The 23,819-nt window shown below is 74.0% G+C and carries 16 protein-coding genes; 6 read left to right on the plus strand and 10 right to left on the minus strand.

Annotated features, from left to right (window positions below; genetic code table 11):
- Nucleotides 1-76 precede the first annotated feature (76 nt).
- On the minus strand, nucleotides 77-1,855 hold the full coding sequence (gene gcl, locus ACIP4Y_RS09405) for a glyoxylate carboligase (RefSeq protein ID WP_401390665.1): 1,779 nt from the start codon (nucleotides 1,853-1,855) through the stop codon (nucleotides 77-79).
- 255 nt (nucleotides 1,856-2,110) lie between these two features.
- On the opposite strand from gcl, the gene ACIP4Y_RS09410 reads away from it, so the two are divergent.
- The gene (locus tag ACIP4Y_RS09410; protein WP_401389944.1) at nucleotides 2,111-2,890 is read left to right on the plus strand and encodes a hypothetical protein; all 780 of its coding nucleotides are present in this window, start codon (nucleotides 2,111-2,113) and stop codon (nucleotides 2,888-2,890) included.
- A gap of 125 nt (nucleotides 2,891-3,015) precedes the next feature.
- On the opposite strand, the gene ACIP4Y_RS09415 is transcribed toward ACIP4Y_RS09410, so the two are convergent.
- Together ACIP4Y_RS09415 and ACIP4Y_RS09420 are read right to left on the minus strand one after the other, a co-directional pair.
- The gene (locus ACIP4Y_RS09415) at nucleotides 3,016-4,608 is read right to left on the minus strand and encodes an AMP-binding protein (protein ID WP_401389947.1); all 1,593 of its coding nucleotides are present in this window, start codon (nucleotides 4,606-4,608) and stop codon (nucleotides 3,016-3,018) included.
- Entirely contained in the window at nucleotides 4,605-6,278 is a 1,674-nt protein-coding gene (locus tag ACIP4Y_RS09420) for an AMP-binding protein (RefSeq protein WP_401389950.1), read from the minus strand. The genes ACIP4Y_RS09415 and ACIP4Y_RS09420 overlap by 4 nt, the downstream gene beginning before the upstream one ends.
- 156 nt (nucleotides 6,279-6,434) lie before the next feature.
- Between ACIP4Y_RS09420 and ACIP4Y_RS09425 the strand changes: the two genes are divergently transcribed.
- From ACIP4Y_RS09425 to ACIP4Y_RS09435, 3 genes are all read left to right on the plus strand, one after another.
- On the plus strand, nucleotides 6,435-7,265 hold the full coding sequence (locus ACIP4Y_RS09425; protein ID WP_401389952.1) for a response regulator transcription factor: 831 nt from the start codon (nucleotides 6,435-6,437) through the stop codon (nucleotides 7,263-7,265).
- Nucleotides 7,266-7,418: 153 nt separating this feature from the next.
- Complete coding sequence (locus tag ACIP4Y_RS09430) at nucleotides 7,419-10,256, plus strand: ATP-binding protein (protein WP_401389955.1); 2,838 nt, start codon at nucleotides 7,419-7,421, stop codon at nucleotides 10,254-10,256.
- Nucleotides 10,257-10,458: 202 nt separating this feature from the next.
- Entirely contained in the window at nucleotides 10,459-11,250 is a 792-nt protein-coding gene (locus ACIP4Y_RS09435; protein ID WP_401389958.1) for a S1 family peptidase, read from the plus strand.
- 95 nt (nucleotides 11,251-11,345) lie between these two features.
- Here ACIP4Y_RS09435 and ACIP4Y_RS09440 read toward each other — a convergent pair whose 3' ends face one another.
- Both ACIP4Y_RS09440 and ACIP4Y_RS09445 read right to left on the minus strand, forming a co-directional pair.
- Entirely contained in the window at nucleotides 11,346-12,053 is a 708-nt protein-coding gene (locus ACIP4Y_RS09440) for a DUF5701 family protein (RefSeq protein ID WP_401389961.1), read from the minus strand.
- Nucleotides 12,054-12,149: 96 nt separating this feature from the next.
- Nucleotides 12,150-13,277: a winged helix DNA-binding domain-containing protein gene (locus ACIP4Y_RS09445; RefSeq protein ID WP_401389964.1), complete on the minus strand. Its 1,128-nt coding sequence runs from the start codon at nucleotides 13,275-13,277 to the stop codon at nucleotides 12,150-12,152.
- Between the two features lie 81 nt (nucleotides 13,278-13,358).
- On the opposite strand from ACIP4Y_RS09445, the gene ACIP4Y_RS09450 reads away from it, so the two are divergent.
- Nucleotides 13,359-14,201 (plus strand): patatin-like phospholipase family protein, encoded by an 843-nt coding sequence (locus ACIP4Y_RS09450; protein ID WP_401389966.1) that lies wholly within the window; start codon nucleotides 13,359-13,361, stop codon nucleotides 14,199-14,201.
- A gap of 328 nt (nucleotides 14,202-14,529) precedes the next feature.
- Here ACIP4Y_RS09450 and ACIP4Y_RS09455 read toward each other — a convergent pair whose 3' ends face one another.
- The 5 genes from ACIP4Y_RS09455 to ACIP4Y_RS09475 form a co-directional block, all read right to left on the minus strand.
- Nucleotides 14,530-15,813: an ABC transporter substrate-binding protein gene (locus ACIP4Y_RS09455; protein ID WP_401389969.1), complete on the minus strand. Its 1,284-nt coding sequence runs from the start codon at nucleotides 15,811-15,813 to the stop codon at nucleotides 14,530-14,532.
- Complete coding sequence (locus tag ACIP4Y_RS09460; RefSeq protein ID WP_401389972.1) at nucleotides 15,810-16,982, minus strand: hypothetical protein; 1,173 nt, start codon at nucleotides 16,980-16,982, stop codon at nucleotides 15,810-15,812. Before ACIP4Y_RS09460 ends, ACIP4Y_RS09455 begins: the two co-directional genes overlap by 4 nt.
- Complete coding sequence (locus ACIP4Y_RS09465; RefSeq protein ID WP_401389975.1) at nucleotides 16,979-18,574, minus strand: VWA domain-containing protein; 1,596 nt, start codon at nucleotides 18,572-18,574, stop codon at nucleotides 16,979-16,981. Before ACIP4Y_RS09465 ends, ACIP4Y_RS09460 begins: the two co-directional genes overlap by 4 nt.
- Nucleotides 18,575-18,646: 72 nt before the next feature.
- The gene (locus ACIP4Y_RS09470; RefSeq protein ID WP_401389978.1) at nucleotides 18,647-20,869 is read right to left on the minus strand and encodes a tetratricopeptide repeat protein; all 2,223 of its coding nucleotides are present in this window, start codon (nucleotides 20,867-20,869) and stop codon (nucleotides 18,647-18,649) included.
- A 295-nt stretch (nucleotides 20,870-21,164) separates the two neighbouring features.
- A complete protein-coding gene (locus ACIP4Y_RS09475; protein ID WP_401389981.1) occupies nucleotides 21,165-22,862 on the minus strand; it encodes a trypsin-like peptidase domain-containing protein in 1,698 nt (565 codons plus the stop codon).
- Between the two features lie 177 nt (nucleotides 22,863-23,039).
- Between ACIP4Y_RS09475 and ACIP4Y_RS09480 the strand changes: the two genes are divergently transcribed.
- The gene (locus tag ACIP4Y_RS09480) at nucleotides 23,040-23,807 is read left to right on the plus strand and encodes a polysaccharide deacetylase family protein (RefSeq protein ID WP_401390668.1); all 768 of its coding nucleotides are present in this window, start codon (nucleotides 23,040-23,042) and stop codon (nucleotides 23,805-23,807) included.
- Nucleotides 23,808-23,819: the final 12 nt, after the last annotated feature.

Here is a 23,819-nt window from a genome sequence, read left to right on the forward strand (position 1 = left end):
GACTGAAGGACCCCGCGAGCGCGAAGGGGCGGCCCGTCTCCCCTGGACGGGCCGCCCCTCGTGTGTGCCGGACGCGTCAGACCTTCAGCGGCTTGATCGACGTCGGCGCGTGGCCGGGCTCGGTGGCCAGCTCCTCGAACTCGCTGATGTCGCTGATGTCCATGGTGCGGCTCATCGAGATGTTGGTGATCCGCTCCAGGATCGCCTCGACCACGACCGGCACCCGGTACTCGGCGGCCAGCTTCTTCGCCTCCTCGAAGGCGGCGCCCAGCTGGTCGGGCTCGGTGACCCGGATGGCCTTGCAGCCCAGGCCCTCCGCGACCTTGACGTGGTCCACGCCGTAGACACCCAGCTCGGGCGTGTTGATGTTCTCGAACTCCAGGTTCACCTGGAAGTTGATGTCCAGGCCGATCTGCGCCTGGCGGATCAGGCCCAGGTAGGCGTTGTTCACCAGGACGTGGACGTACGGGATCCGGTGCTGGGCGGCGACGGCCAGCTCCTCGATGAGGAACTGGAAGTCGTAGTCGCCGGACAGCGCGACGACCGGGGAGTCCGGGTCGGCCTTGGCGACGCCGATCGCCGCCGGGATGGTCCAGCCCAGCGGGCCGGCCTGGCCGCAGTTGATCCAGTGGCGCGGCTTGTAGACGTGCAGCATCTGCGCGCCGGCGATCTGGGAGAGGCCGATCGTGGTGACGTACCGGGTGTCCGGGCCGAAGGCCTTGTTCATCTCCTCGTACACGCGCTGCGGCTTCATCGGCACGTCGTCGAAGTGCGTACGGCGCAGCAGGCCGGCCCTGCGCTCCTGGGTGGAGGCGACCCAGTCGCTGCGGTCGGGCAGCCTACCCTCGGCCTTCAGCTCCTTCGCCACCTCGATGAACAGCTCCAGCGCGGCCTTGGCGTCGGAGACGACCCCGTAGTCCGGCGGGAAGATCTTGCCGATCTGGGTGGGCTCGATGTCGACGTGGACGAACGTGCGCTCGCCCCGGTAGACGTCCAGCTTGTAGCCGGTGTGGCGGTTGGCCCAGCGGTTGCCGATGCCGAGGACGAAGTCGGACGCCAGGAAGTTCGCATTGCCGTACCGGTGCGAGGTCTGCACGCCGACCATGCCGGCGTTCAGCTCGTGGTCGTCGGGCAGCGCGCCCCAGCCCATCAGGGTCGGGACGACCGGGGTCCGGGTCAGCTCGGCGAACTCCACCAGCAGGTCGGCGGCGTCGGCTCCGATGATGCCGCCGCCGGCGACGATGACCGGGCGCTCCGACTCCAGAAGAAAGGTGATGGCCTTCTCGATCTGGGCGCGGGTCGCGGTGGGCTTGTAGACCGGCAGCGGCTCGTACGTCTCCGGGTCGAACTCGATCTCGGTGAGCTGGACGTCGATCGGCAGGTCGATCAGGACCGGGCCGGGACGGCCGGAGCGCATCAGGTGGAACGCCTGCTGGAAGACGCCGGGGACCTGCGCGGCCTCCAGGACGGTGACCGCCATTTTGGTGACCGGCTTGGCGATCGAGGCGATGTCGACGGCCTGGAAGTCCTCCTTGTGGATCACGTGGGTGGGCGCCTGGCCCGTGATGCACAGGATCGGGATGGAGTCGCCGATGGCGGAGTACAGGCCGGTGATCATGTCGGTGCCGGCCGGTCCGGAGGTGCCGATGCAGACACCGATGTTCCCCGGCTTGGTCCGGGTGTAGCCCTCGGCCATGTGCGAGGCGCCCTCCACGTGGCGGGCGAGGGTGTGGCCGATGCCGCCGCCCTCCTTGAGGGCCTTGTAGAACGGGTTGATCGCCGCGCCCGGCACACCGAAGGCGTCGGTGACGCCCTCGCGCTTGAGGATCTCAACTGCCGCGCGGGCAGCGGTCATACGAGCCATCGAGTACTCCTGCTTCGGCTGTCGGATGCGTACTCCCGTCGCGCCCCGCGGTGAGCACGGTCTCCAGAGGATCAATCCCCGCATGATTCCGTATTGCGGAAATTGACTTCTACTATCTGGAAGCAATGTAAGTGGGTGGCGCAAGGTCGTCAAGAGCGGTCCGGACCCCGGAAAGCGCCGGACAGGAGCGTGCGCAGGGGAGCACCATGGGGAGCGCCGTCCCGACGCGACGCCTTGGAGTGGGCCATGCCCGAGAGTGTTCCGGTGCGCTGTCCGCTCTGCCGGCGCGCGCACCTCTACACCGCGCCGGTGTATCCCTGCGTGTGCGGGGCGCCGACCGCACCGCGGCTGGATCCGGCGGCCGAGCCGGCCGTGGCGGCGCACCGGGCCTGGGACGACGAGTGGCTCACCGTGCCGTGCGCGGCCTGCGGGCGTCCGGGCCACTGGCCGCGGCCGGAACTGGGCTGCCCGTGCGGCACGGTCCTGCGCGTTCCGGTGGCCGGGCCGCCGCCCGACGGCACGGCGGCACCCGGATCAGCCGCGGCGGACCCGCTGCGCCCGCAGGCCGCCGCCGTCCAGGAACCCGGCGGCCACGTACCGCCCGGACCCCGCGCCCCCTTCCAGCCCCGCACCATCCGCACCGCACGCGACGCCGTCACCACCGCCGCGCTCTATCTGCGCTGGCTCGGCTACCGGGACATCCGCCGCGCCGACCAGCGGCCCCCGAACGGCATCGGGCTCGCCGCCCGCGGACTGCTCGCCCAGGTGGACCCGACCGTGCGGCCGGCCGGCCCGCGGGACGTGGAGTGCCTGTGGCTGACGGCGATGACCGAGTCCGCGCGGTGCGTGTACTTCTCCCTCGCCGGTTACACCGGCGCCGCCCGGACCGGCGCGGACGCGCTCGGCATCCCGCTGTTCGTGCTCGACCTGGCGGGCGTCCCGCAGCCGGTCAACGACCCGGCCGGCACCCTGCACACCACGGGCGCGCCGCGCCCGGGAACGCGGGCACGGGACGGCCGGAGCTGACCGCCCGCCCGCACGAGCGGCCCTGCATTCCCCCTCCCGACGGCCCCGGACCTGGTACGCCACCGACTGCGCGCTCGGCCCGGGACCGCCGTGGAGCATTCAGCGGATGCTCGTTCCCGGCGGTTTCACACCCCGTAGGTCTCCCGCAGTTCCACCTTGCGGACCTTTCCGGAGACGGTCATCGGGAAGGAGTCGAGGATCCGGAGCCGGCTGGGGATCTTGTAGTGGGCGAGCCGGCCCGCGCAGAAGTCCCGCAGGTCCTCCAGCGTGAGCGGGTCGGCGGGGTCGCTCGGGATGACACAGGCGAGCACCTCCTCGCCGTACCGCTCGTGCGGCACCCCGACGACCTGGACGTCCCGGATCTTCGGGTGGGCGTAGAGGAACTCCTCGATCTCGCGCGGGTAGATGTTCTCGCCGCCCCGGATGATCATGTCCTTGATCCGGCCGACGATCTCGACGTACCCGTCCTCGCGCATCACCGCCAGATCCCCGGTGTGCATCCAGCGGCCCGCGTCGACGGCCTCGGCCGTCTTCTCCGGCTCGTTCCAGTAGCCGAGCATCACGCTGTAGCCGCGGGTGCACAACTCGCCCGCGGTGCCCCGCGGCCGGGTCACCCCGGTGGCCGGGTCGACGACCTTGACCTCCAGGTGGGGCAGGACCCGGCCGACGGTGGCGGTGCGGTGCTCCAGGTCGTCCTCGATCCGGGTCTGCAAGGACACCGGGGACGTCTCCGTCATGCCGTAGCAGATGGAGACCTGCTCCATGTGCATCTCGGCGACCACCCGCTTCATCACCTCCACCGGGCACGGGGAGCCCGCCATGATGCCGGTGCGCAGGGTGGAGAGGTCGTAGGAGGAGAAGTCCGGGAGGTTCAGCTCCGCGATGAACATGGTCGGGACGCCGTACAGGGAGGTGCACCGCTCCCGCTGCACCGCCTCCAGGGTGGCCGCCGGGTCGAAGGAGGGTGCCGGGATGACCATGCAGGCGCCGTGCGAGGTGGCCGCGAGGTTGCCCATGACCATGCCGAAGCAGTGGTAGAACGGCACCGGGATGCAGATCCGGTCCTGTTCGCTGTACGCGATCGACTCTCCCACGAAGTAACCGTTGTTGAGGATGTTGTGGTGGGAGAGGGTGGCGCCCTTGGGGAACCCGGTCGTGCCCGAGGTGTACTGGATGTTGATGGGGTCGTCGCAGGACAGCTCCGCGTAGCCGACGTCCGGGGCCGCCCGCCCGAGCAGCGCCTCCCAGCTCGGGTCGCCGAAGTACACGGTCTCGCGCAACGCCGGGCAGCGGCCCCGCACCTCCTCGGCCATCGCCCGGTAGTCGCTCGTCTTGTGGGCCAGCGAGGCGAACAGCAGGGAGACACCGGACTGCTTGAGGACGTACTCGACCTCGTGGGTGCGGTACGCGGGGTTGATGTTGACCATGATCGCGCCGATGCGGGCGGTGGCGTACTGGACCAGGACCCACTCCGGGCAGTTGACCGCCCAGATGCCCACCCGGTCGCCCTTGGCGACCCCGACGGCGACCAGCGCCTGCGCCAACTCCTCGACGGCGGCGCCGAACTCGGCATAGGTCCAGCGCCGCCCGGACGGCACGTCGACCAGCGCCTCGCGGTCCGGCCAGGCCGCCACCGCCCGGTCCAGGTTGGCGCCGATGGTGTCGCCGAGCAGGACCGTGGGGCTCGTCCCGTGCGTGTACGACAGCTGAGCGGTCACCGGAAGTCCTCCTCGCGGTACTCGTTCTCCGAGCCGGCCGCCGTGGCCTCGCGCAGCTCGATCCGGCGGATCTTGCCGGACACCGTCTTGGGCAGCGCGCCGAACTCCAGCCGGCGGATGCGCTTGTAGGGGGCGAGCACCCGGCGGGAGTGCTCGAAGATGACCTTCGCGGTGCCGGGTCCGGGCTGCCAGCCCTCGGCGAGGACGACGTACGCCTTGGGCACGGCGAGCCGCAGCTCGTCCGGGGCGGGCACGACGGCCGCCTCGGCCACCGCCTCGTGCTCCAGCAGCGCGCTCTCCAGCTCGAACGGACTCACCTTGTAGTCCGAGGCCTTGAACACATCGTCACTGCGTCCGATATAGGTGAGATATCCCTCCTCGTCCCGGGAGGCGATGTCCCCGGTGCGGTAGTAGCCGCCCGCCATGGCCTCGGCCGTGCGGTCGGGGTCGCCGTGGTAGCCGGTCATCACGCCGACCGGGCGCTCGGCGAGGTCGATCGCGATCTCGCCCTCGGTGACGCCGGGCGCGCCGGAGACCGGGTCGAGCAGCTCCACCCGGAAGCCGGGGCTGGGCCGGCCCATCGAGCCGGTCTTCAGCGGCTGGCCGGGGCTGTTGGAGACCTGCACGGCGGTCTCGGTCTGCCCGAAGCCGTCCCGGACCGTCACCCCCCAGGCCCGCCGGACCCGTTCGATGACCTCGGGGTTGAGCGGCTCGCCCGCGGCCACCGCCTCGCGGGGCGGGGCGGCCAGCCGGCCGAGGTCGGCCTGGATGAGCATCCGCCACACGGTCGGCGGCGCACAGAAGGTGGTCACGCCGGCCCGGTCCATCTCGGCCATCAGCCGGGCCGCGTCGAAGCGGGTGTAGTTGAAGATGAAGACGGTCGCCTCCGCGTTCCACGGCGCGAACAGGTTGGACCAGGCGTGCTTGGCCCAGCCGGGCGAGGAGATGTTCAGGTGCACGTCGCCCGGCCGGAGGCCGATCCAGTACATCGTGGCCAGGTGCCCGACCGGATACGAGGTGTGGGTGTGCTCGACCAGCTTGGGGCGGGCGGTCGTACCCGAGGTGAAGTACAGCATCAGCGGGTCGTCGGCCAGCGTCGGGCCGTCGGGGAGGAACTCGTCGGACTCCGTGTACGCGTCCTCGTACGGCTCCCAGCCCTCCTCCGGCAGGCCGCCGACCGAGATCCGGGTGTAGGCGCCGGGCACGTCGGCGAACTTCGCCGTGTCCTCGGCGCGCACGATCACGTGCTTCACCCGGCCCCGCTCCACGCGGTCGCGCAGATCGCCCGGGCCGAGCAGCGGGGTGGCCGGGATGACCACCGCGCGCAGCTTCATCGCGGCCAGCGCGGTCTCCCACAGCTCGGCCTGGTTGCCGAGCATGACGAGGACCCGGTCCTCCGCGGCGACCCCGCGCTCGCGCAGCCACCGGGCGACCCGGTTCGACCGCTCGGCCAGCTCGGCGAAGGACAGCCGGGTCCCGGTGCCGTCCTCCTCGACGATGTGCAGGGCGGTGCGGTCGTTGCCGGCGGCGATCACGTCGAACCAGTCCAGCGCCCAGTTGAACTGCTCGGGCCGGGGCCAGCGGAAGCCCTCGTAGGCGGTGGCGTAGTCCTCGCGGTGCTCCAGCAGGAAGTCCCGTGCGTTCCTGAAGGCCTCGGTCGCCGTCGTCATCCGTCCTCCTTGCCTGGGTGGTCGCTCGCCGGCGCGCCCTCCGGCTCACTCCCGTGGTTCCCGGCCATTGCCGGGCGGCTCTCTGGCATCGTCTAATCCGTGATGCAGGTCTCACTACCCCCGAACGGGGGGGTGGGCGGCCGGAAGGGCGGACAGGTGACGGCAGACGCGGTGGGGGCGGTGGAGATCGGTGGTGCGCTGGCCCGGCTGCGGCGCACGACGGGACTCCCCGTCGCCTTCGGCGGGCTGGTGGAGTCCGGCCGGCCGCAGATCCGCATCAGCGAGCTGAGCGGCACGACCACGGCCGCGCTGCGCTCGCTCGCGGTGACCTCCGGCAGCGGGCTCGGCGGCAAGGCGGTGGCACTGGCCCGGCCGTGCGCGGTGACCGACTACTCCAGCTCCCGGCAGATCAGCCACGAGTACGACGTACCGGTGGCCGCCGAGGGCATCCGCGCGGTGCTCGCGGTGCCGGTGGTGGTCCGGCGCCGGGTGCGCGGGGTGCTCTACGGCGCGCTGCGCTCGGCCCAGCCGCTCGGCGACCGCACGCTGGGCGCGGCGGTGGCGGCGGCGCGGGACGTGGAGCAGGCGCTGCTGGTGCGGGACGAGGCCGGGGGACTGCTGGCGGCGGCCCGGCCCGGGCAGGCCGGCACCGAGCAGGGGGCCGGGTGGGAACAGGTGCGGGAGGCGCACGCGGCGCTGCGGGCGCTGGCTCCCCGGATCGCCGACCCGGGACTGCGGTCCGAACTGCTGGCCGCGTGCGGGCTGCTGACCGCGCCGCCACGTGCCGGGGGCGTGACCCTGGCGCCACGGGAGCTGGACGTGCTGTCCTGGGTGGCGGCGGGGGCCACCAACGCGGCGGTGGCCGAGCGGCTGGGCCTGCGCCCGGAGACGGTCAAGGGCTATCTGCGGTCGGCGATGCGGAAGCTGGGCGCGCACACACGAGGGGAGGCGGTGACCGCGGCCCGGAGGGCGGGGCTGCTGCCGTAGTGCGAAGGCGGTAAGGAAACCTGCCCATTCATCCGGCGTCGCTTTGAATTTCCCTATGCTTGACCGTTTGTTATTTCCCTCACCACGGCTTCCGTCCGAATTTCAAGGATCGTTGCCTAGAATTTGGCCCGGACACGACACACGAGGGGAGCGGTGACCGTGCGACGGGACTTCCAGGAGCCTGCCAGGTGCCGCCCCGACCTGGTCATCGGCCGCGAGGAGCTGTTCGCCGGCGCCCGTGAGCAACTCGCCTCGGGGGGCAGTGTGCTGCTCCACGGCCCCGCCGGAATAGGGAAATCCACCGTCCTGCGGGCATTGGCCGAGGAATACGGCGGCACCGCGCGCACCGTCTTGCGCTGCTCGGCGACCGAGTCCGAATCCCACCTCCCCTTCCTCGCCCTCGCCGACCTCCTCGGCCTGGTCCTCGACGAGGTATCCGCCCGGCTGCCCGCCGCCCAGCGCACCGCGCTGGAGTCGGCGCTCACCGGCCGCGGCGAGTCCAGCCTCCAGCGCGACGGCCTCGCCCTGCGCCTGGCCGTGCTCTCCGCGCTGCGCGCCCTCGCCGCCCACGGCCCGGTCCTCGTCGTCGCCGACGACCTGCAGTGGCTCGACCCGGCCAGCGCCGAACTCCTCGGCTTCGCCGCCCGGCGCCTGGAGGGCACCCCGGTGCAACTGCTGTGCGCGGTCCGCACGGAGGGACAGGAGAGCCAGGAGTACGACCGCCATCTGCGCGCCTGCCCGCCGGGCACCCGCGCGGTCCGGCTCGGCCCGCTGTCCCGCACCCAGGTCGCCCAGCTGCTCGACCACCGCGGCCACATCGGCCTGTCCCGCTCCACCGTCCGCGAGATCCACCGCACCAGCGGCGGCAACCCGCTGTTCGCCCTGGAGCTGGGCCGCGCCCTCGCCGACAGCCCCACCCCGCCCCGGCCCGGCGAGCCGCTGCCCGTGCCGACCTCGCTGCGCGCCCTGGTCCTCAGCCGCCTCGACATGCTCTCCGTGGAGGCCCGCCGCACCCTGCTGGTGGCCAGCGCCGGCGCCCGGCCCACCCCGGCGCTGCTGCACGCGGCCGGCCGGGAGAACGCCGAGGCCGAATGCGCCCAGGCCGCCGAACTCGGGCTGCTGGCCACCGAGCCCGACGCACCCGCCGTACGGTTCGCGCACCCGCTGATCTCCGCCGCGCTGTACGCGGAGGCCCCCGCGCACGAACGGCGGGCCGCGCACGCGGCGCTGTCCACCGCCGCCTCCGACCCGATAGAACGGGCCCGGCACCTGGCCCTCGCCACCACCGGCACCGACCCGGAGGTGGCCGCCCGGCTCGCCGAGGCCGCCGCGCTCGCCCGGGACCGCGGGGCGCCCTCGGTCGCCGCCCAGCTGGGACTGCTCGCCGCCCGGCACACCCCCGCCGACGGCACCCCGAGCCAGGAGGAGCGCCGGCTCGCCGCCGCCGAGGACGCGATCACCGCGGGCGAGGTGGACCTGGCCCGGGACATCGCCCGGGAGGTGCTGGCCCGGGCGAGCGTGCCCGCCGACCGGGTGCGGGCCTGGATCATCGTCATCGACACCGCCGGCCACACCATGGCCGAGGTCGACGCCGTCTTCCCGCAGGCCCTCGCCGACGCCGGCGACGACCCCCGGCTGCTGGCCCTCGTCCACTACCAGCTGGCCTGGCGGGCGCTGATCGTGGAGGGCGACTTCACCGAGGCCCGGGAGGCCGCCGCGCACGCCGCCGAACTCGCCGCGCGCGGTAAGGACCGGCGCACCGAGCTGCTCGCCCTCGCCTTCCAGGCGCAGACCGAGACCCTGATGGGCCATCCGGAGGCGCCCCGCACGATCAAACGCGCCCTGAGGGAACCCCAGGACCCGCGGGTGGCCTGGCACCACAACGGCGCGGGCAGCGCCCGGTTCCGCTGGCTGGTCATGGGCGACCAGCTGGCCGAGGCCCGGGCCACCGTCACGGCGCTGCTGCGCGAGGTCCGCCGGCGCGGCTCGGTCGAGAGCGAGGTGCACTTCCTGCGCGGCCTCGCCGAGACGGAACTGCGCGCCGGGCACTGCGGGCGCGCCCTCGAGCTGGCCCGCGACAGCCTGCGCCTGGCCCGCGACTCGGGCATCGGCGAGACCGCCTCGGCGATGCTCACCTCGCTCGCGGAGGCCTCCGGCGGCGATGTCGACCGCGCGCTGGCACTCGCCCGGGAGGCGGTGGACCACGCCGAGGAGGACGGCGACCAGATGTACCTCTCCCGGGCGCTGGGCGCGCTCGGGTACGCCCAGCTGGTGGCCGGGGACCCGGCGGGCACCGTGCGCTCGCTGCGCCGGGTGCGCAGCCTGGAACTGGGGCTCGGCATCACCGACCCGGCCCGCGGCCGCTGGCAGGGCGACCTCGCCGAGGCACTCGTCCGGATCGGTGAACCCGCCGAGGCGCAAGCCGTCATCGACGCGAGCCGCGAACACGCCCTGCGGCTCGGCCGGGAGAGCGTCCTCGCTGTACTGGACCGGTCCGAGGCCCTGGTGCGAGCCGCCCGGGGCGATTTGGAGGCCGCGCTCGCCCAGCTGACGTCCGCTCAGGACCGGCTCGGCAAGCTCGGCTACGGCCTGGAGGAGGCGCGGGCCGCGTTCGCGCTGGCCCGGCTGCACGGCAGGCGCACGCCGGAGGGGGCCCGCGCGGCAGCGGCGGCCCTCGACGAGGCGGCCCGGATGTTCCGGCGCTGCCGGGCGCTGCCCTGGCTGCGCCAAGTGGACGAATCCCGCACCGCCCCCGAGCCGGAACCGGAGCCGGCCGTGCCGGACGCGCCGGCCGCCCTGGCGGTACTGGCCGCGATGGAGCGTCAGGTCGCGGCGCTCGTCATGGAGGGCGCCACCAACCGGGAGATCGCGGCCCGGCTGTTCATCAGCGTGAAGACGGTGGAGGCGACCCTGACCCGGGTCTACCGCAAGCTGGGGATCCGATCGCGCGTCGACATCGTCCGATTGGCGGCAGGTCGCCGCGCGCCCTGAGCGGCGCTCTTGTTAACTGAACCGGACCGAGGGTTTTCCCTCACCCCACCCCCTAGGGGGTTCCCTCATTGGGAGCCGAGGGTTCCGGGTCCTAGCGTAAAGGGCGTGCCGCTCGCCCGGGCATACGGGGGTCGGTCCCGCGACCCCCGTGCAACCCCCACCCGCGCGACCCCCCACCGGTGCAACCCCACTGAGGAGACTCATGTTCGGGCTCACACGTGCCAGAAAGACCGCCGCGACCCTGGTGGCCACCGCCGCCGCAGCGGCGACCGCGCTGCTCGCCTCCCCCACGGCGAACGCCGCACCCCAGCCCATCGTCGGCGGTACGACCACCACGACGACCGCGTACCCGTTCATGATGCAGATCACGGACGCGTCCGGGAGCCAGTTCTGCGGCGGCACCCTCGTTGCCGCCAAGAAGGTGGTGACGGCGGCGCACTGCATGGTCGGCGAGACGACCGGCAGCGTGCGTGTGGTCGGCGGCCGGACGTACCTGAACGGCACGAACGGCACGGTGAGCCGGGTCAGCAAGATCTGGATCAACCCGGACTACACGGACGCCACCAACGGCGACGACGTGGCCGTGCTGACCCTGTCGACGTCGATGCCGTACACCCCGGCGTCGTACGTCTCCTCCTCCCAGACGGGCGTGTACGCGGCCGGCACCACGGCCCGCATCCTCGGCTGGGGCACCACCTCGGAGAACGGCAGCTCCTCCAACCAGCTGCGGACCGCGACCGTACCGATCGTGTCCGACTCCAGCTGCCGTTCCTCCTACGGTTCGGACTTCGTCCAGTCCGACATGGTCTGCGCCGGATACACGTCCGGTGGCGTCGACACCTGCCAGGGCGACAGCGGCGGTCCCCTGCTCATCGGGGGCGCCCTGGCAGGGATCACTTCCTGGGGCGAGGGGTGCGCGGAGGCCGGTTACCCGGGTGTCTACACCCGGCTGACCACCTTCTCGGACCTGGTGACCGCGCAGGTCAACTCGTGACCCGGAAGACTTCCCGAGCATCCCTCGGGTAACTGCCGGGGGGCGTTGCGGGCCACCACGAGCGGCCCGCAACGCCCCCTATCCAATGCTCCGCCTCACGCCGTCCGGCGGTCCGTGGCGGAGCCGAAGCCCAGCCAGGTGTGCCGGTTGCCGGCCCAGCACCAGCCCACCTTGGGCGCGTTGCGGCGCTCGCGGCCGTCCCGCCCGGTGCCGTTGCTGATCCAGAGCGCCGGGGTACGGGCGTCCAGGGCGCCGTCGGCCTTGCGCAGCCGGGAACCGATGGTCATGAAGCAGTGGTTCCGCTCCAGGACGGCGGGCTGCTGCAGCACCCAGTGGATGCCCTCGGCGAGCAGCAGCGGGGTGCGGGCGTCCGCGGTGAGGGCGGGCAGCGCCTCCTGCGGGCTCCAGTTGGCCATCCGGTCGCCGCGGTCGAGCCCGGTCAGGACGTAGAGCGGGGCGTCGGGCAGCGCGAGCGTGTCCAGCGGGGTGAAGAGGTCGACGTCGGACATGTCGCCGACCACGAAGCCGGGCTTGCCGTCCCGGCGGAGCAGCGGCGCGAGGGCGGAGGCCGGGGCGCGGTCCGGGTGCACGGCGAGCAGGACATCGCCGCCGGCGCCCCCGGTGCCTTCGGCGGCCTCGGCGCGTGCGACGAAGGCGCGCAGCTCGGCGGCCGGCAGCCCGGCGATCTCGTGCACCCCCAGCTCGATCAGGCGCTCGGCCTGCGCGCGGAGGGCGGGGAGTGCGGGGACGGGGACAGCGGCGGCGGGCAGAACGGCGGCGGGTGCGGGCGTGGTGTCGGGCACGATGCTCCTCGGGCGGCGACATGAGCGGACCCCGGGGCAACGACACCGCCCGCCGGAACGTTCCCGTCCGCCTGCGGGCGGCGGCTCCGGGCGCCCTCATCGCCGTACGACGTCGCCGAACCGTATGTCGTACGCGGCCCCCGGGTGCATGACCGTCAGCATCCGCTGCCCTTCCGCGGTCACCTCCTGCCGCCGGGCCCTGGTCAGCTCGTCGAAGGTCTCGATGACGAGGGTGCGGCCGTCGAGCTTCCACAGACCGGCCAGGAAGCCGTCGACCAGCAGGGTGCGGTGGGCCTGGTTGCCCTGCCAGCTGCGGCCCCGGTGGGCGGGCGGGACGACACGGGTGCGGTCGGCGTGGGCGAGCAGCAGGTTGTCGAACTCCGGGAGAAAGCGGGGCGGCGCCGGGGTGTCCGGGTCGGGGCGCGGGGCGTCGGGGAGGTCGAACAGCTCGACGCCGTTCGGGTCGCGGAACGTCAGCAGCCCGGGGCGCAGGCGCTCGAAGGCGGCCTTGAGGCGGGTGAGCCCGGCCCAGGTCTGCATGTCCCGCACGGACGCGGGACCGAAAGCGGCGAGATAGCGCAGGACCACCGCCTCGGGTGCGGGGGCCGGTTCGGCCGGGCGGCCCAGCCAGTGCTCGACGGTGGTCAGGGCGACCTGACCGCTCTCCTCCCACAGCCCGCGCGGGGTGACCTGGACGAGCGGCAGCGTGCAGCGGGCCGCGACGGCGAGGGCCCGCGGGTCGGCCTCGGGCCACTGGGCACCGAGCGCCTTCCGCAACTCGGCCATGGTCCGCGGCTCGGCCTCGACCAGCTCACGCGCGACGGCCGCGAGACGCTCCGGATCGACACCGGCCAGCCCCGCACGGAAGTTCCGCAACTCCCGGTCCCGGGCCGGCTGGACGAAGGGCCGCAGGGTGAGGCAGTCGTCGGCGGTGTGGGTGTGGATCGTGGACCGGAGGGTGACGATCCGGGCCACCTCCCGCCCGGCCATCAGCGCGGACAACCGCCCCGGCGCGAAACCCTCCAGCCGGGCGGCGAGCGCGTAGTACGGCGGCTTGGTGTTCTGGGCCTGCAGCCCGACAAGATGCCCCACCACGTCCCGGACCGGCCACCCGGACCGAGCCAGCAGCAGCTGCCGGGCAAGAGTGGCCCGGTTCAACGCCCGCACATCCAGAACGGCCCCATCGGCCGCCGCACTGCCCTGTTCCCCACCGCTCTTGGTCATGACGGCACGCTAACGCCCGGGAATGCCCGGGGCCCGCCCGGTGTCGTACGCATGGATCAAGGGTCTTCGGAAGGGGCGGGTATGAGCGAGGCGTTGGTGCTGGGTGGTGGCGGGGTCGGCGGGATCGCCTGGATGACCGGGGTGCTGGCGGGGCTCGCCGATGCGGGGCGGGATGTGACGGGGGCCGGACTGCTGGTGGGGACCTCGGCGGGGTCGACCGTGGCGGCTCAGCTGGGAAGTGGGCTGCCGCTGGAGGAGTTGTACGCCCGGCAGGTGGATCCCGCGCTGCAGGCCGCGGAGATCACGGCCGAGATGGACCTGGAGAAGTTCGCCGCCGAGATCGCTGCCGCCACCGGATCGGCCGCGTCGGTCCCCGAGTTGCGGCGCGCGGTCGGGCGGGTGGCACTCGCGGCGCGGACGGTTTCCGAGGCGGAGCGGCGTGCGGTGATCGAGTCCCGGCTGCCGGACCACGGGTGGCCGGAGCGGGCGTTGAAGGTGGTCGCGGTGGACGCGGAGAGCGGTGAGCCGCGCGTCTTCGACCGGGACTCGGGCGTGCCCCTGGTGGACGCCGTCGCGGCGAGCTGTGCCGTGCCGGGTGTGTGGCCGCCGGTGACGATCGGCGCGCGCCGGTACGTGGACGGCGGAGTGCGGTCCGTCGCCAACGTCGACCTCGCCGCCGGTGCCGGCCGGGTGCTGGTGCTGGTGCCGCTGGGCGTCACCGAGCCCTTCCCCAGCGAGCAGCCGCTGGAGCGGTCCGTGGCGGAGTTGCGCGACCGGGGTGCGGAGGTCGTGGTCGTCGCACCCGACGAGGCGTCGGCCGCGGCGATCGGCGACAACCCGCTCGACCCGGCCACCCGCCGCCCGGCCGCCGAGGCAGGCCGCACCCAGGGCCGGTCACTCACGCTTGGCTGGGGCCGGGGCTAGGACTGGGGGCACCGCCCGGCACGCCCTCCGTCCGGACGCACGGCTCCGCCCAGGCACACGGCGGCCTCCCGGCCTACGGCTCCGCCCAGGCGCGTGGCTCCCCCGGCCTACGGGTCCTTGCCGGTGACCGGCGCCGCCCTGGCGGACGGCCCCGCCCTGGCGTACGGACCGCCCGGACTCGGCTGCCCGGCCCGCAGCCGCTTGCCGGTGAAGGGCGTTCTCCCGATGCCCCCCCGGCGCGCGGCTCCTTCCGGTCCGCGGCCCGCCCCGGCACGCGGTCCCGACCCGGCCCGGGGCTCCGGCCCAACGCACCGCTCCCCCGGCCCCCTCACGGCGCTCGGTCGCACACCGACGGCAGCCAGGTCAGGTCGGGGGTGGCGCTGAGGGTGTCCAGGGAGTGGAGGAGGGTGTCCAGGTGGTCGGGGTGGGCGAGGAATTCGATGGTGGCCTCGGCGAACGCGTCGCGGACCGCGGGCGGCATCGCGTCGGAGGCGTCGAAGCAGTGCACCTCGCGTCGGTCGCGGAGGGTGAGGGCCAGGGAGCGGCGCCAGTCGGGGCCGGTGCCGCCGGGGGCGGGCCGGACGCCGGTGTGGACGGAGAAGCCGGACTCCTTGTCGCTCCAGGCCCGTTGCGCGTCGCCGGAGGCCAGGTGGCGGATCAGCTTCTTGGCCTCCGGGGTGGCGTGCAGCAGGGCGACGAGGTCCCCGGAGACCTCCCACGGGTGGGTGCCGGCGGCCCCGGGGATCAGCTGGGCGGAGGGGGCGTAGCGGCCGTCGGCCTGCTGCCAGGCGGGCCGGCCGCGGATGAACGAGGCCTGGTGCTCCAGGGTGCAGCCCCGCGGCTTCGCGGTCACCGGCTGTGACGCCTCCTCGTACCGCGTCTTCAGGGCCCGCCGGACCAGCTCCGGGTCGCCGCCGGCCCCGGCCAGCCGGCCCCAGGCCTTCCACGCCTCCCGCATCTGCGGGGACCGCCAGGACAGATCGCCGCGCGCCCACTTCTCGTAGAGGTCCGCGCCGTACCGCTGGAGCAGGATGTCCTCGATCCAGTCGGTGCCGGGCCAGCCGCTGGTGGCGCCGGAGCCCATGCCGACACACCACTCGGCCGGCCGGTGCACCGCCCGTCTGCGCTGCTGCTCACCGACGTCGGCCGGGTACCAGACGATGCTCTTCAGGTCGGCCTTGAGCGGGAACCAGTACACGTGCCCGTCGGTGAGCGGCATGGCCCAGGACGGGCCGAAGTCATCGGGGTCCACCAGCTGTTCGAGCGGTACGAGGTGCTTCTGCCGGGCGTACTCGGCGAGTTCGCCGGGGCCGGTGAGCACCACCACGTCGGGCGGCGTCCCGGCCTCGACGTCGGCACCGAGCACCTGGCTCTCGGCGTTGCTGCCCTGGTAGTCGACGTGGATGTGGTACTTCCGCTCGAAGGGCTCGATGACCGACTGACGGAAGTGCTTCTCGTCCTCGCCGGTCCAGTTGGCCAGCAGGGTGACGGTCGGCTCGTTCCCGAGGGCGCGTACGCCCGTCACGACCGCCGCCGCCAGGAGGGCCAGGCAGCTCGCCAGCACCGTGACCCTGCGGACCAGGCGGCGGGAGGGGCGGGGCCGGGCGTTCACCGGGGCCTGAACCGGTAGTCGTCGATGTGCCGCCGCAGGCCCGTCTCGGCCAGTGCCATGAGCAGGACGCCTCCTATGAGGATCCACACCGCCGCCGCCGCGCGGAAGCCGGTGTGTGCCAGGTACGAGGCGGTGTCCCGCCCCGCGTCGGGGATGAGTCGCCCGGGCAGCGGGCGGTCGAGCAGGTGCCGGGTGTCCGTCATGCCCTGTTGGGTCCATACGGTGAACAGCGCGGCGGCCGCGAAGCCCGCAGCCGACAGGACAAGTGCGGCGAGGAGTTGGCGGTTGTAGCGGCGCCGGAAGCGGCGCCGGAGGAAGAGCTGGGTCTCCAGCAGCGCGGCGCCGAGGGCGAGGGTCAGCAGCAGGGTGACGCTCCAGGCGAGCCAGAGCAGCGGGCCGAACGAGGTCTGCCGGTGCACGGCGGCCCGCTGCTGCCGTTGCAGGGCCTTCAGGCGGTCCTGTATCCCGGAGCCCTTCTCCGTCAGGATGCTGGTGGCGTAGCTGAGGTAGGCCTCCCGCAACACGCTGCCGTCGGGCTGCTGCTGGGACTGCTGGACCTTGACGGCGTAGACGGTGATCAGCCCGGCGATGGTCTGCAGGGCCTGGCGGCCGGCCGGTCCGCCGAGGTCGTCGTCCGCGGCGGCGGCCGACAGGCTCTGCACGGCGACCGAGATCTGCTTCTGGAAGTCGCTGGTCGGGGCCGGCGCGCCGGCGTCCTGCCGGGCCTGGCCGAGCGCGTACAGCGCGGTGTCGAGGGACAGCACGGACGGGGCGCTGGAGGTGCGCAGCGGGTTCGCGTCGCCGTGCACGCCCTGGTACGACACGAAGAGCGACAGCGTGAGCAGCGCCGACAGGGTCAGCAGCAGGCGGTGGCGGACGGTGAGGTCGTGGGCGGTAGTGCTGCCTCCCTGCGGCGGGCGAGGCCCGGCACCGGGCAGCCGGGCGAGCAGCCGGGCGAGGCGGCGGGGCGCCCGGCCGGGGGTGCGCCGGTCGGTCGGGCGCGGGTGCGGGTGCGGCGGCGAGGAGGGCGGGGCCGCGGAGGCGTGCGTACGGGTGCCGGTTCCGGTGCCGGGGGGCGTGCCCGCACCGCGGGCCGGGCCGGGGGCCGGGCCGGGGGTCGTGCCTCCTCCCGCGCCCTCGCCAGGTGTCGTACCTCTGCCGGTGCTCATGCGGGCGACCCCCTCAGCAGCCGTCCGCAGTCGCCCCCGCAGTAGACGGAGTCGGCCGGGCCGAGCCATCGGCAGTCCGGGCACTCGACGAGCCCGTCGGGGCGGACGGGGAAGGCGGGTCCGGCGGAACCGGGCGGGTCGGCGGCGCCCCCGGGGGGCGCACTCCCGGGCGGAGCACCGCCGCCGGTGCGTGGCCCGCTCGGACGGGGCCGGGCCGGCGGGGTGGGCGCCGGCGGTTCCGGCGGGGTCGTCAGGGCGCTGGAGAGGATCAGGTGCTGCCAGTCGACGTCCTTCAGGCCGCTGCGCACCCGGCCGGTGCCCGGCGCGGTCTCGATCAGCCGGAGCGCGCCGAGCAGTTGGGTGTCGCCCAGTTCGCCGGCCAGGGCGAGGGCCCGGGCGAGTTCGCGGTCCGCGGTGGCTCGGCCGTCCGTGCCGCGCAGCCAGGCCCGGTAGGCGTGCGCGACGGCGGCGCCGGCCTGCTGGTACAGCTCGTGCCGGCGGACCCCGGGATGCTGCCGGGAGGCGTCGAGCGGGTTGTCGGTCCAGCGCACCAGGACGGGCTGCGGCGCGGGCAGCCGTACCGGCCGGCCGAAGTCGGGTACGACGATCTCGACGGCGGCCAGCTGGAGGTCCTCGCCGGTCTCGCGGCCGGTCGGGTCGGCGGTGAGGACGACCTGGAAGTGCCGTACCTCCTCGGCCCAGGCGCGGGTGACGTACTCGGCGCCGCGTCCGCCCGGGCCGGCCGGGACGGGGGTCAGTTCCTGCTCGTTCGGCACGACCTGTTTGACCTGGCGGATCACCGTGCCGGGGGTGGGGGTGAGCCGGATGCGCAGTTCCGGCACCGCCGTGCCCAGCAGTCCGGCGACCAGCTCCTCGTACGCCCGGGTCAGTTCGGACTCGGCGCGGACGGCACGGGCGCGGCCGTGCAGCCGCCGGGTGATGCGCAGCAGCAGTTCGGCGTCCCAGTCGTCGCCGATGCCCCAGGCGTCGCAGACGAACCGGCCCTCGCAGGCGTCGAGGGCGGTGTCCAGGGCCATGGCGGCCCGGTGGTCGTGCTCGTTGCGCCCGTCGGTGAGCAGCAGGACGTGTTTGACGGGGGCGGGCTGGTCCTTGAGGAGCCGGCGGGCGAGGTCGAGCCAGGTGCCGATGGCGGTGCCGCCGTCCGCGTCCAGGATCCGTACGGCCCGTTCGGCGGCCTCGCGTTCGGCGGGCCCGGCGACGGCGAGCACGGGGCTGCCGGGCCCGGGGTGGACCAGGGTGGCGTCGAACCGGCCGGAGAGCACGGCGAACGCGGTGCCGTCGGGCAGCATCCGGACCGCCGCGACGGTGGCGTCCTTGGCGGCGTGCAGTTTGGCGGCGGGGTGGAGCATGGAACGGGAGGTGTCGACGATCAGCACCTCGGCGAGGGCGGGTCCGGTGCCGGGCACGGGCGCGCCGGTGCGTCCCGGGCCGCCCCGGCCGCCCCTGACCCCGATCTCCAGGATGGCGTGCATCTCCCGGTCGGGGTGCCGCCCGGCCGGGTCCGGCGCGAGGGGCAGTTCCTTCTGCTGGCCGACCGCGAGGGTCACCTCGGTCTCCTCGGCCACGGTCATCGCTGCCTCTTCCCAAGTGGTCCAGAAAGGTTGTCCCCTCCGGGCGTCGTGCGCCCGGAGGGCCGTGCGGGGTCAGAACGTGGTCATGGGCCGGACCGCGTGGGCCAGGTCGAGGAGCCGGCCGTGTTCCCCGGCGGTGCGGGCCTGGGCGGCCAGCTGCCGGAAGGAGTGCTCCAGCCGGGTGCGCAGGCCGTCCTCGTCCCCGGGTCCGAGCAGGTCCCCGGCGGGGAAGTGCGGTCCCCAGCCCTGGGCGGGCCGGCCGTGCAGGGCGTTCTCGCGGACCTCGGCGACCAGCCGGGCCCGGGACTCGCCGCGCGCCGCCCCGCCGTCCAGGCGCAGTTCGGGCAGCCGCCGGGCCGCGTCCCGCAGGCCGGCCGGGGTGGGCGGGTGGCCGTGCAGGATGCCGGTGCGGATACGGACGGCCGCGATACGGGCGGCGTCGTAGTGCCGGGAGGTGGCGGGGACCTCGTCGAGGACGTGTACGGCGGCGTCCCGGTCGCCGCCGGCCAGGTGGCCGCGGGCCAGGCCGAACGCGGCGGCGGTGTGCGCGGAGTCCCGTTTCCAGACCGCCTCGTAGTAGCGCATGGCCCGGGCCGGGCGGCTGCCGTCGGCGGATGCGGCGCCGGTGTGCTCGGCGCAGTAGCCGAGGGCGAGCTTGGGCACGTACTCGCCGGGCAGGGCGCGGTAGACGGCGTCGAAGCGGGCGCCGGCCGGCTCCACCTCGCCCTTGCTGAGGTGCAGGACGCCGTGGTGCCAGGCGATCCGCCAGTCGTGGGCGGCGCGTTCGCCGAGCTGGGTCTCGGCCTCGGCGAGCCAGCTCTCCGCCGCCTCCTGCTCGCCCTTCCTGAGGTAGGCCCGGCACAGCCACAGCGCGGTCTCGGGGGTGCCGAGACGGGACTCGCGGGGCCACTGCCGGGCGACCCGGTCGGGGGCGTCGGGCGGGAAGGTGTCCAGCAGCAGGGCGGCGCCGTCGTCCGGGTCGGGGACCGGCTCGGGCAGGGCGCCGGCCACTTCGGCGGCGGCGGGCGGGGAGACGTCCAGGCCGGCGGGCTGCTCGCCGGGGCGGACGGTCCAGTGGTCCAGGGCGGGGATGGCGCCGAGTCCGGCGTCGAGGCTGGCGCCGGAGGCGCGGAACCGGGTGGAGCTCTCCGGCAGCTGCTCGCCGAACTGCAGCGAGCGGAACTCGCGGAGCACTTCCCACAGTTGCCGGGACATCTCGGCGGCCGAGCGGAACCGGGCGCGGGGTTCGGCGTGGGTGGCGCGGGCGATGAGCCGGCGGAAGGAGTCGGGGGCGAGGCCGCGGGCGGGTTCGGTGCCGCGGGCCAGGGCCTGGAGGGTCATGCCGACGGTGTAGAGGTCGCTGTCGACGTGCCAGCCGCGCCGGTCGATCTCCTCCTTGGGCGGGGCGAAGCCGGCCGTGTAGACGTAGGCGGAGGTGCGGTCGCCGATGGCGCGGACGGCGCCGAGGTCGATGACCTTGACGGCCCGGCCGAAGTGGATGACGTTGGCGGGCTTCATGTCGCAGTAGAGCAGGCCGCGTTCGTGCATGTACTGCAGCGCGCCGAGGATCTTGCAGCCGTAGGTGAGGACGTGGTCGAGGCGGGGGCGGCCGTGGAAGATCCGTTCGACGTCGTCGGCGTCGAAGAGCTGCTGCAGGGAGCGGCCGCCGATGTAGTCCATGACCAGGTAGCCGGTGGGTGAGCGGCCGGCGGCCCGGTGTTCGGCGTAGGTGATGATGCGGACGATGTCGGGGTGGTGCAGGTCGGTGAGGGACCGGCGTTCCTCCACGGCGGTGCGGCGGGCGAGGGCGTCGTGCACGTTGATCTGGCCCTTGAGGACGACCCGGTGGCCGTCGGCGCGGGTGTCCTCGGCGAGGTAGACCCAGCCGAGGCCGCCGTGGGCGAGGCAGCCGAGGACCTTGTAGTGGTCGGCGACGACGTCGCCCTTGGCGAGCTGGGGCAGGAAGGAGTAGGGCGTGCCGCAGCGGGGGCAGCGGCCGGTGGCGCGGGCGGGCTGGCCGCCGTAGCCGAGGCCGATGGTCATGGTGCAGCCGTCGGCGCCGCAGCGGCGGCCGCCGGTGGGCGGGCGCGGGTCCTCGACGAGCACGTCGTCGGGGACGGGGACCTCGGGCAGGACGACCAGCCCGTGCTGGTCGAGTTCACCGATCCCGGCGACGGCGTGCACGGCGGCCGGGCCGGGGGCCTCCTCGTCGGTGCGGGCCGGGGGCCGGGCCCGGGGCGCGGTGTGCGGCTCGGCGTGCCGGTGGCCGCAGGTGTCGCAGTAACCGGTACCCATGATGCGCCCCGCACACCCGGGCCGCAGACACGAGATCACGGGGTGCTCTCCTCTCCGGGTACGGTGCGGGGGCTCACGAGACTCCCTCCGCCGGGGACGCGGTGCACGTGGTCATGAGGCCCCCTTCACCGGGGACACGGTGCACGAGGTCACGAGACTCCCTGGGATCACGAGACTCCCTCCACCGACGACGCGGTGCCCGATGACATCGGGATGCGGAACATCACGACGCCCCTCTCCGCACGGGATGCACGAGCCTCACGAGCCGTCCCCTCCCCGGGCACGCTGCGCCGGTTCACGAGGCGCCCTCCTCTCCGGGCGCGGTCGCCGCGGTGGAGCAGAAGCCGACGAACCGTTCGACGGCGGACTCGGCCCGCTCGATGTCGCAGGGAGTCTGCCGCAGCAGCGACATGGCGTGTTCGTAGAGCCGGTACGCGGCCATGACCCGGTCGCCCTGCGCGGCGGCCCGCTGCCGGCACAGCGGCCACTCGGCACCGACGCGGCCGAGGAGTTCCTCGCGGCGGCGCAACCGGGCGTCGAGCAGGCCGATGGCCTTCTCCAGGCGCCGCCGGCGGCGGCCGGCGGCCTCCTCGAAGGTGAACAGCAGGCCGGCGCGGGCGGGTTCGCGTTCCTGGTCGGGGGTGTGGGCGACCCAGGCGCGCAGCATCCGGCTGCGCCGTACGCCGGCCTCGGCCTGGTCGAGCAGCGCACGGCTGCCGGGCGCGGGCAGCACCCGGTGCCGGCGGTGCTCCAGCGCGGGCCCCAACTCGTCGGTGATCCGGCCGAGTTCGGTGTGCAGGCGGGCCCAGCGGTCGCGCAGCGGGCGGTGGACGAGGGTGTCGGCGGCCCGGGTGGCGGGCTCGCCCGGGCGGCGGAACGCGAGCAGCAGCCGTGCGCCTTCGCGGGCGAGCCGGTCCAGCAGGGCGAGCAGGGCGTCGGGTTCGGCGGCCTCGTCCACGGCGACGAGTACGGCGGCGAGCGGGACGCGCAAGGTGGCGAGCCGTTCGGGCCGGGGGTCGTCGCGGATGCCGAGGCGTTCGGCGATGCGGTCCATGACTTCTGCGGCCGTCAGCCCCTTGACGTCCAGGGCGAGGTCGTGGGCGCCGGCGGGGGGCACGGTCTCGGGCGGGTCGTGGCTGACGGCGGTGGTGTTGCGGTGGGTGCGCAGTTCGCGGTCGGCGAGGGTGACGGCCCGCTGGAGGGTCCAGGCGCGGTCGCCGCGGGCGGGGACGACGGTGACGAGCACCGGCCAGCCCTCGCCGCGGAACCAGGAGGCGAGTTCGGTGGCGAAGGGCACGTCGAGCCGGCCGGCGGCGGGGCCGGTGCCGGTGCGCAGCCGGGGGTCGACGGCCTCCGCGCCGTCGGTCCAGGCGGCGACCTGCGGCAGATGGCTGAGGATGGTCTCGGTCGGGCTCATGTAGCTGAAGGCGGAGCCCGGTCCCTCGTCCACGCTCAGCACGATGCCGATGACCTGGTCGGTGGCGTGGTCGACGACACCGCCGCCGCTGAAGCCCGGGGCGGCGAGTTCGCCGGGGGTGAGCGGGCGCAGCTGGACCTGGCTGTCCCGGCCGCGGGCGGCGACCAGGGTGGCGCCGTGCCAGCGCCCGCCGTCGTCGCCGTCCGGGAAGCCGTACATGCTGACGGGGCCGTGCGGGGCGGCCAGCCGGTAGAGCCGGGTGGTGTGTTCGGCGGGCAGCGGTGCGGCCAGGCGCAGCAGGGCGAGGTCGCCGCTGCGGTCACCGAAGGCGTCCTCGCGCTGGGGCACGTGTTCGTCGGGGCGGACGGTGGCGGCTACGGCGTCCAGGCCAGGGACGCCGACCAGGCGGACGGTGTAGCGGTGGCCGGGGCTGACGACATGGCCGGCGGTGAGCACGCGCTCGGGGGCGAGGAGGACGCCCGCGCCGAGGACGCGCCCGTCCGGTGTCTCGATGCGGGCGATCCAGGGCGGTGTCCGTAAGCGCGATGCGACGACTCGCTCCCCCGTGCGCGTCATGGTCCCGAGGTTACTCCCCGTGCCCGCCCGGTACTACTGGTGTGCACGAGGACGATGCGGACCGCTGGGTTCGTCAGCCCTATATATTCGAACTGATGGACTATACACACGGTGTATAGTCCGGGCATGCCTCTTTCCACCGACACGATCCCGACACCTGCGCACGCGACCAGGAAGATGCGCCGAACGGGCCGGAGGTTCCGCGGATGGGCGCTCGCGTCCGCCGCGGCCTGCCTGGCGCTGACGCTGACCGGCTGCGCCGAGGTCGACACGACCGCGCCGAGCACCGCACGCGCCGAGGCGGCGCACGGGGCGCCGGCGAAGTTCGGGACCGTCGACTGCCGCGAGGCCAGGTGCATCGCGCTCACCTTCGACGCGGGCCCCAGCGAGAACTCGGCACGGCTGCTGGACATCCTGAAGGAGAAGAAGGTCCCGGCCACCTTCTTCCTGCTCGGCAAGCGGCACATCGAGAAGTACCCGGAGCTGGTGAAGCGGATGGCGGCCGAGGGGCACGAGGTGGCCAGCCACACCTGGGACCACAAGATCCTGACCCGGATATCCGACGCGGAGATACGCGCGGAGCTGAAGCGGCCCGACGACGCGATCGAGCGGCTCACCGGGCGCAAGCCGACGCTGATGCGCCCGCCGCAGGGCCGTACCGATGCCGATGTGCACCGGATCTGCAAGGAGCTGGGCCTGGCGGAGGTGCTGTGGAGCGTGACCGCCAAGGACTACACGACCGACGACTCGGCGCTCATCACCAAGCGCGTCCTCGACCAGTCGTCCCGGGACGGGATCATCCTGCTGCACGACATCTATCCCGGGACCGTGCCGGCCGTGCCCGGCATCATCGACGCGCTGAAGGCGCGCGGCTACGTGTTCGTGACGGTTCCTCAGCTGCTGGCGCCCGGCCGGGCGGAACCCGGCAAGGTGTACCGCCCGTAGCCGCTCGGGCCG

The sequence above is a fragment of the Streptomyces sp. NPDC088810 genome (assembly GCF_044750305.1).
Taxonomy (GTDB): Bacteria; Actinomycetota; Actinomycetes; order Streptomycetales; family Streptomycetaceae; genus Streptomyces.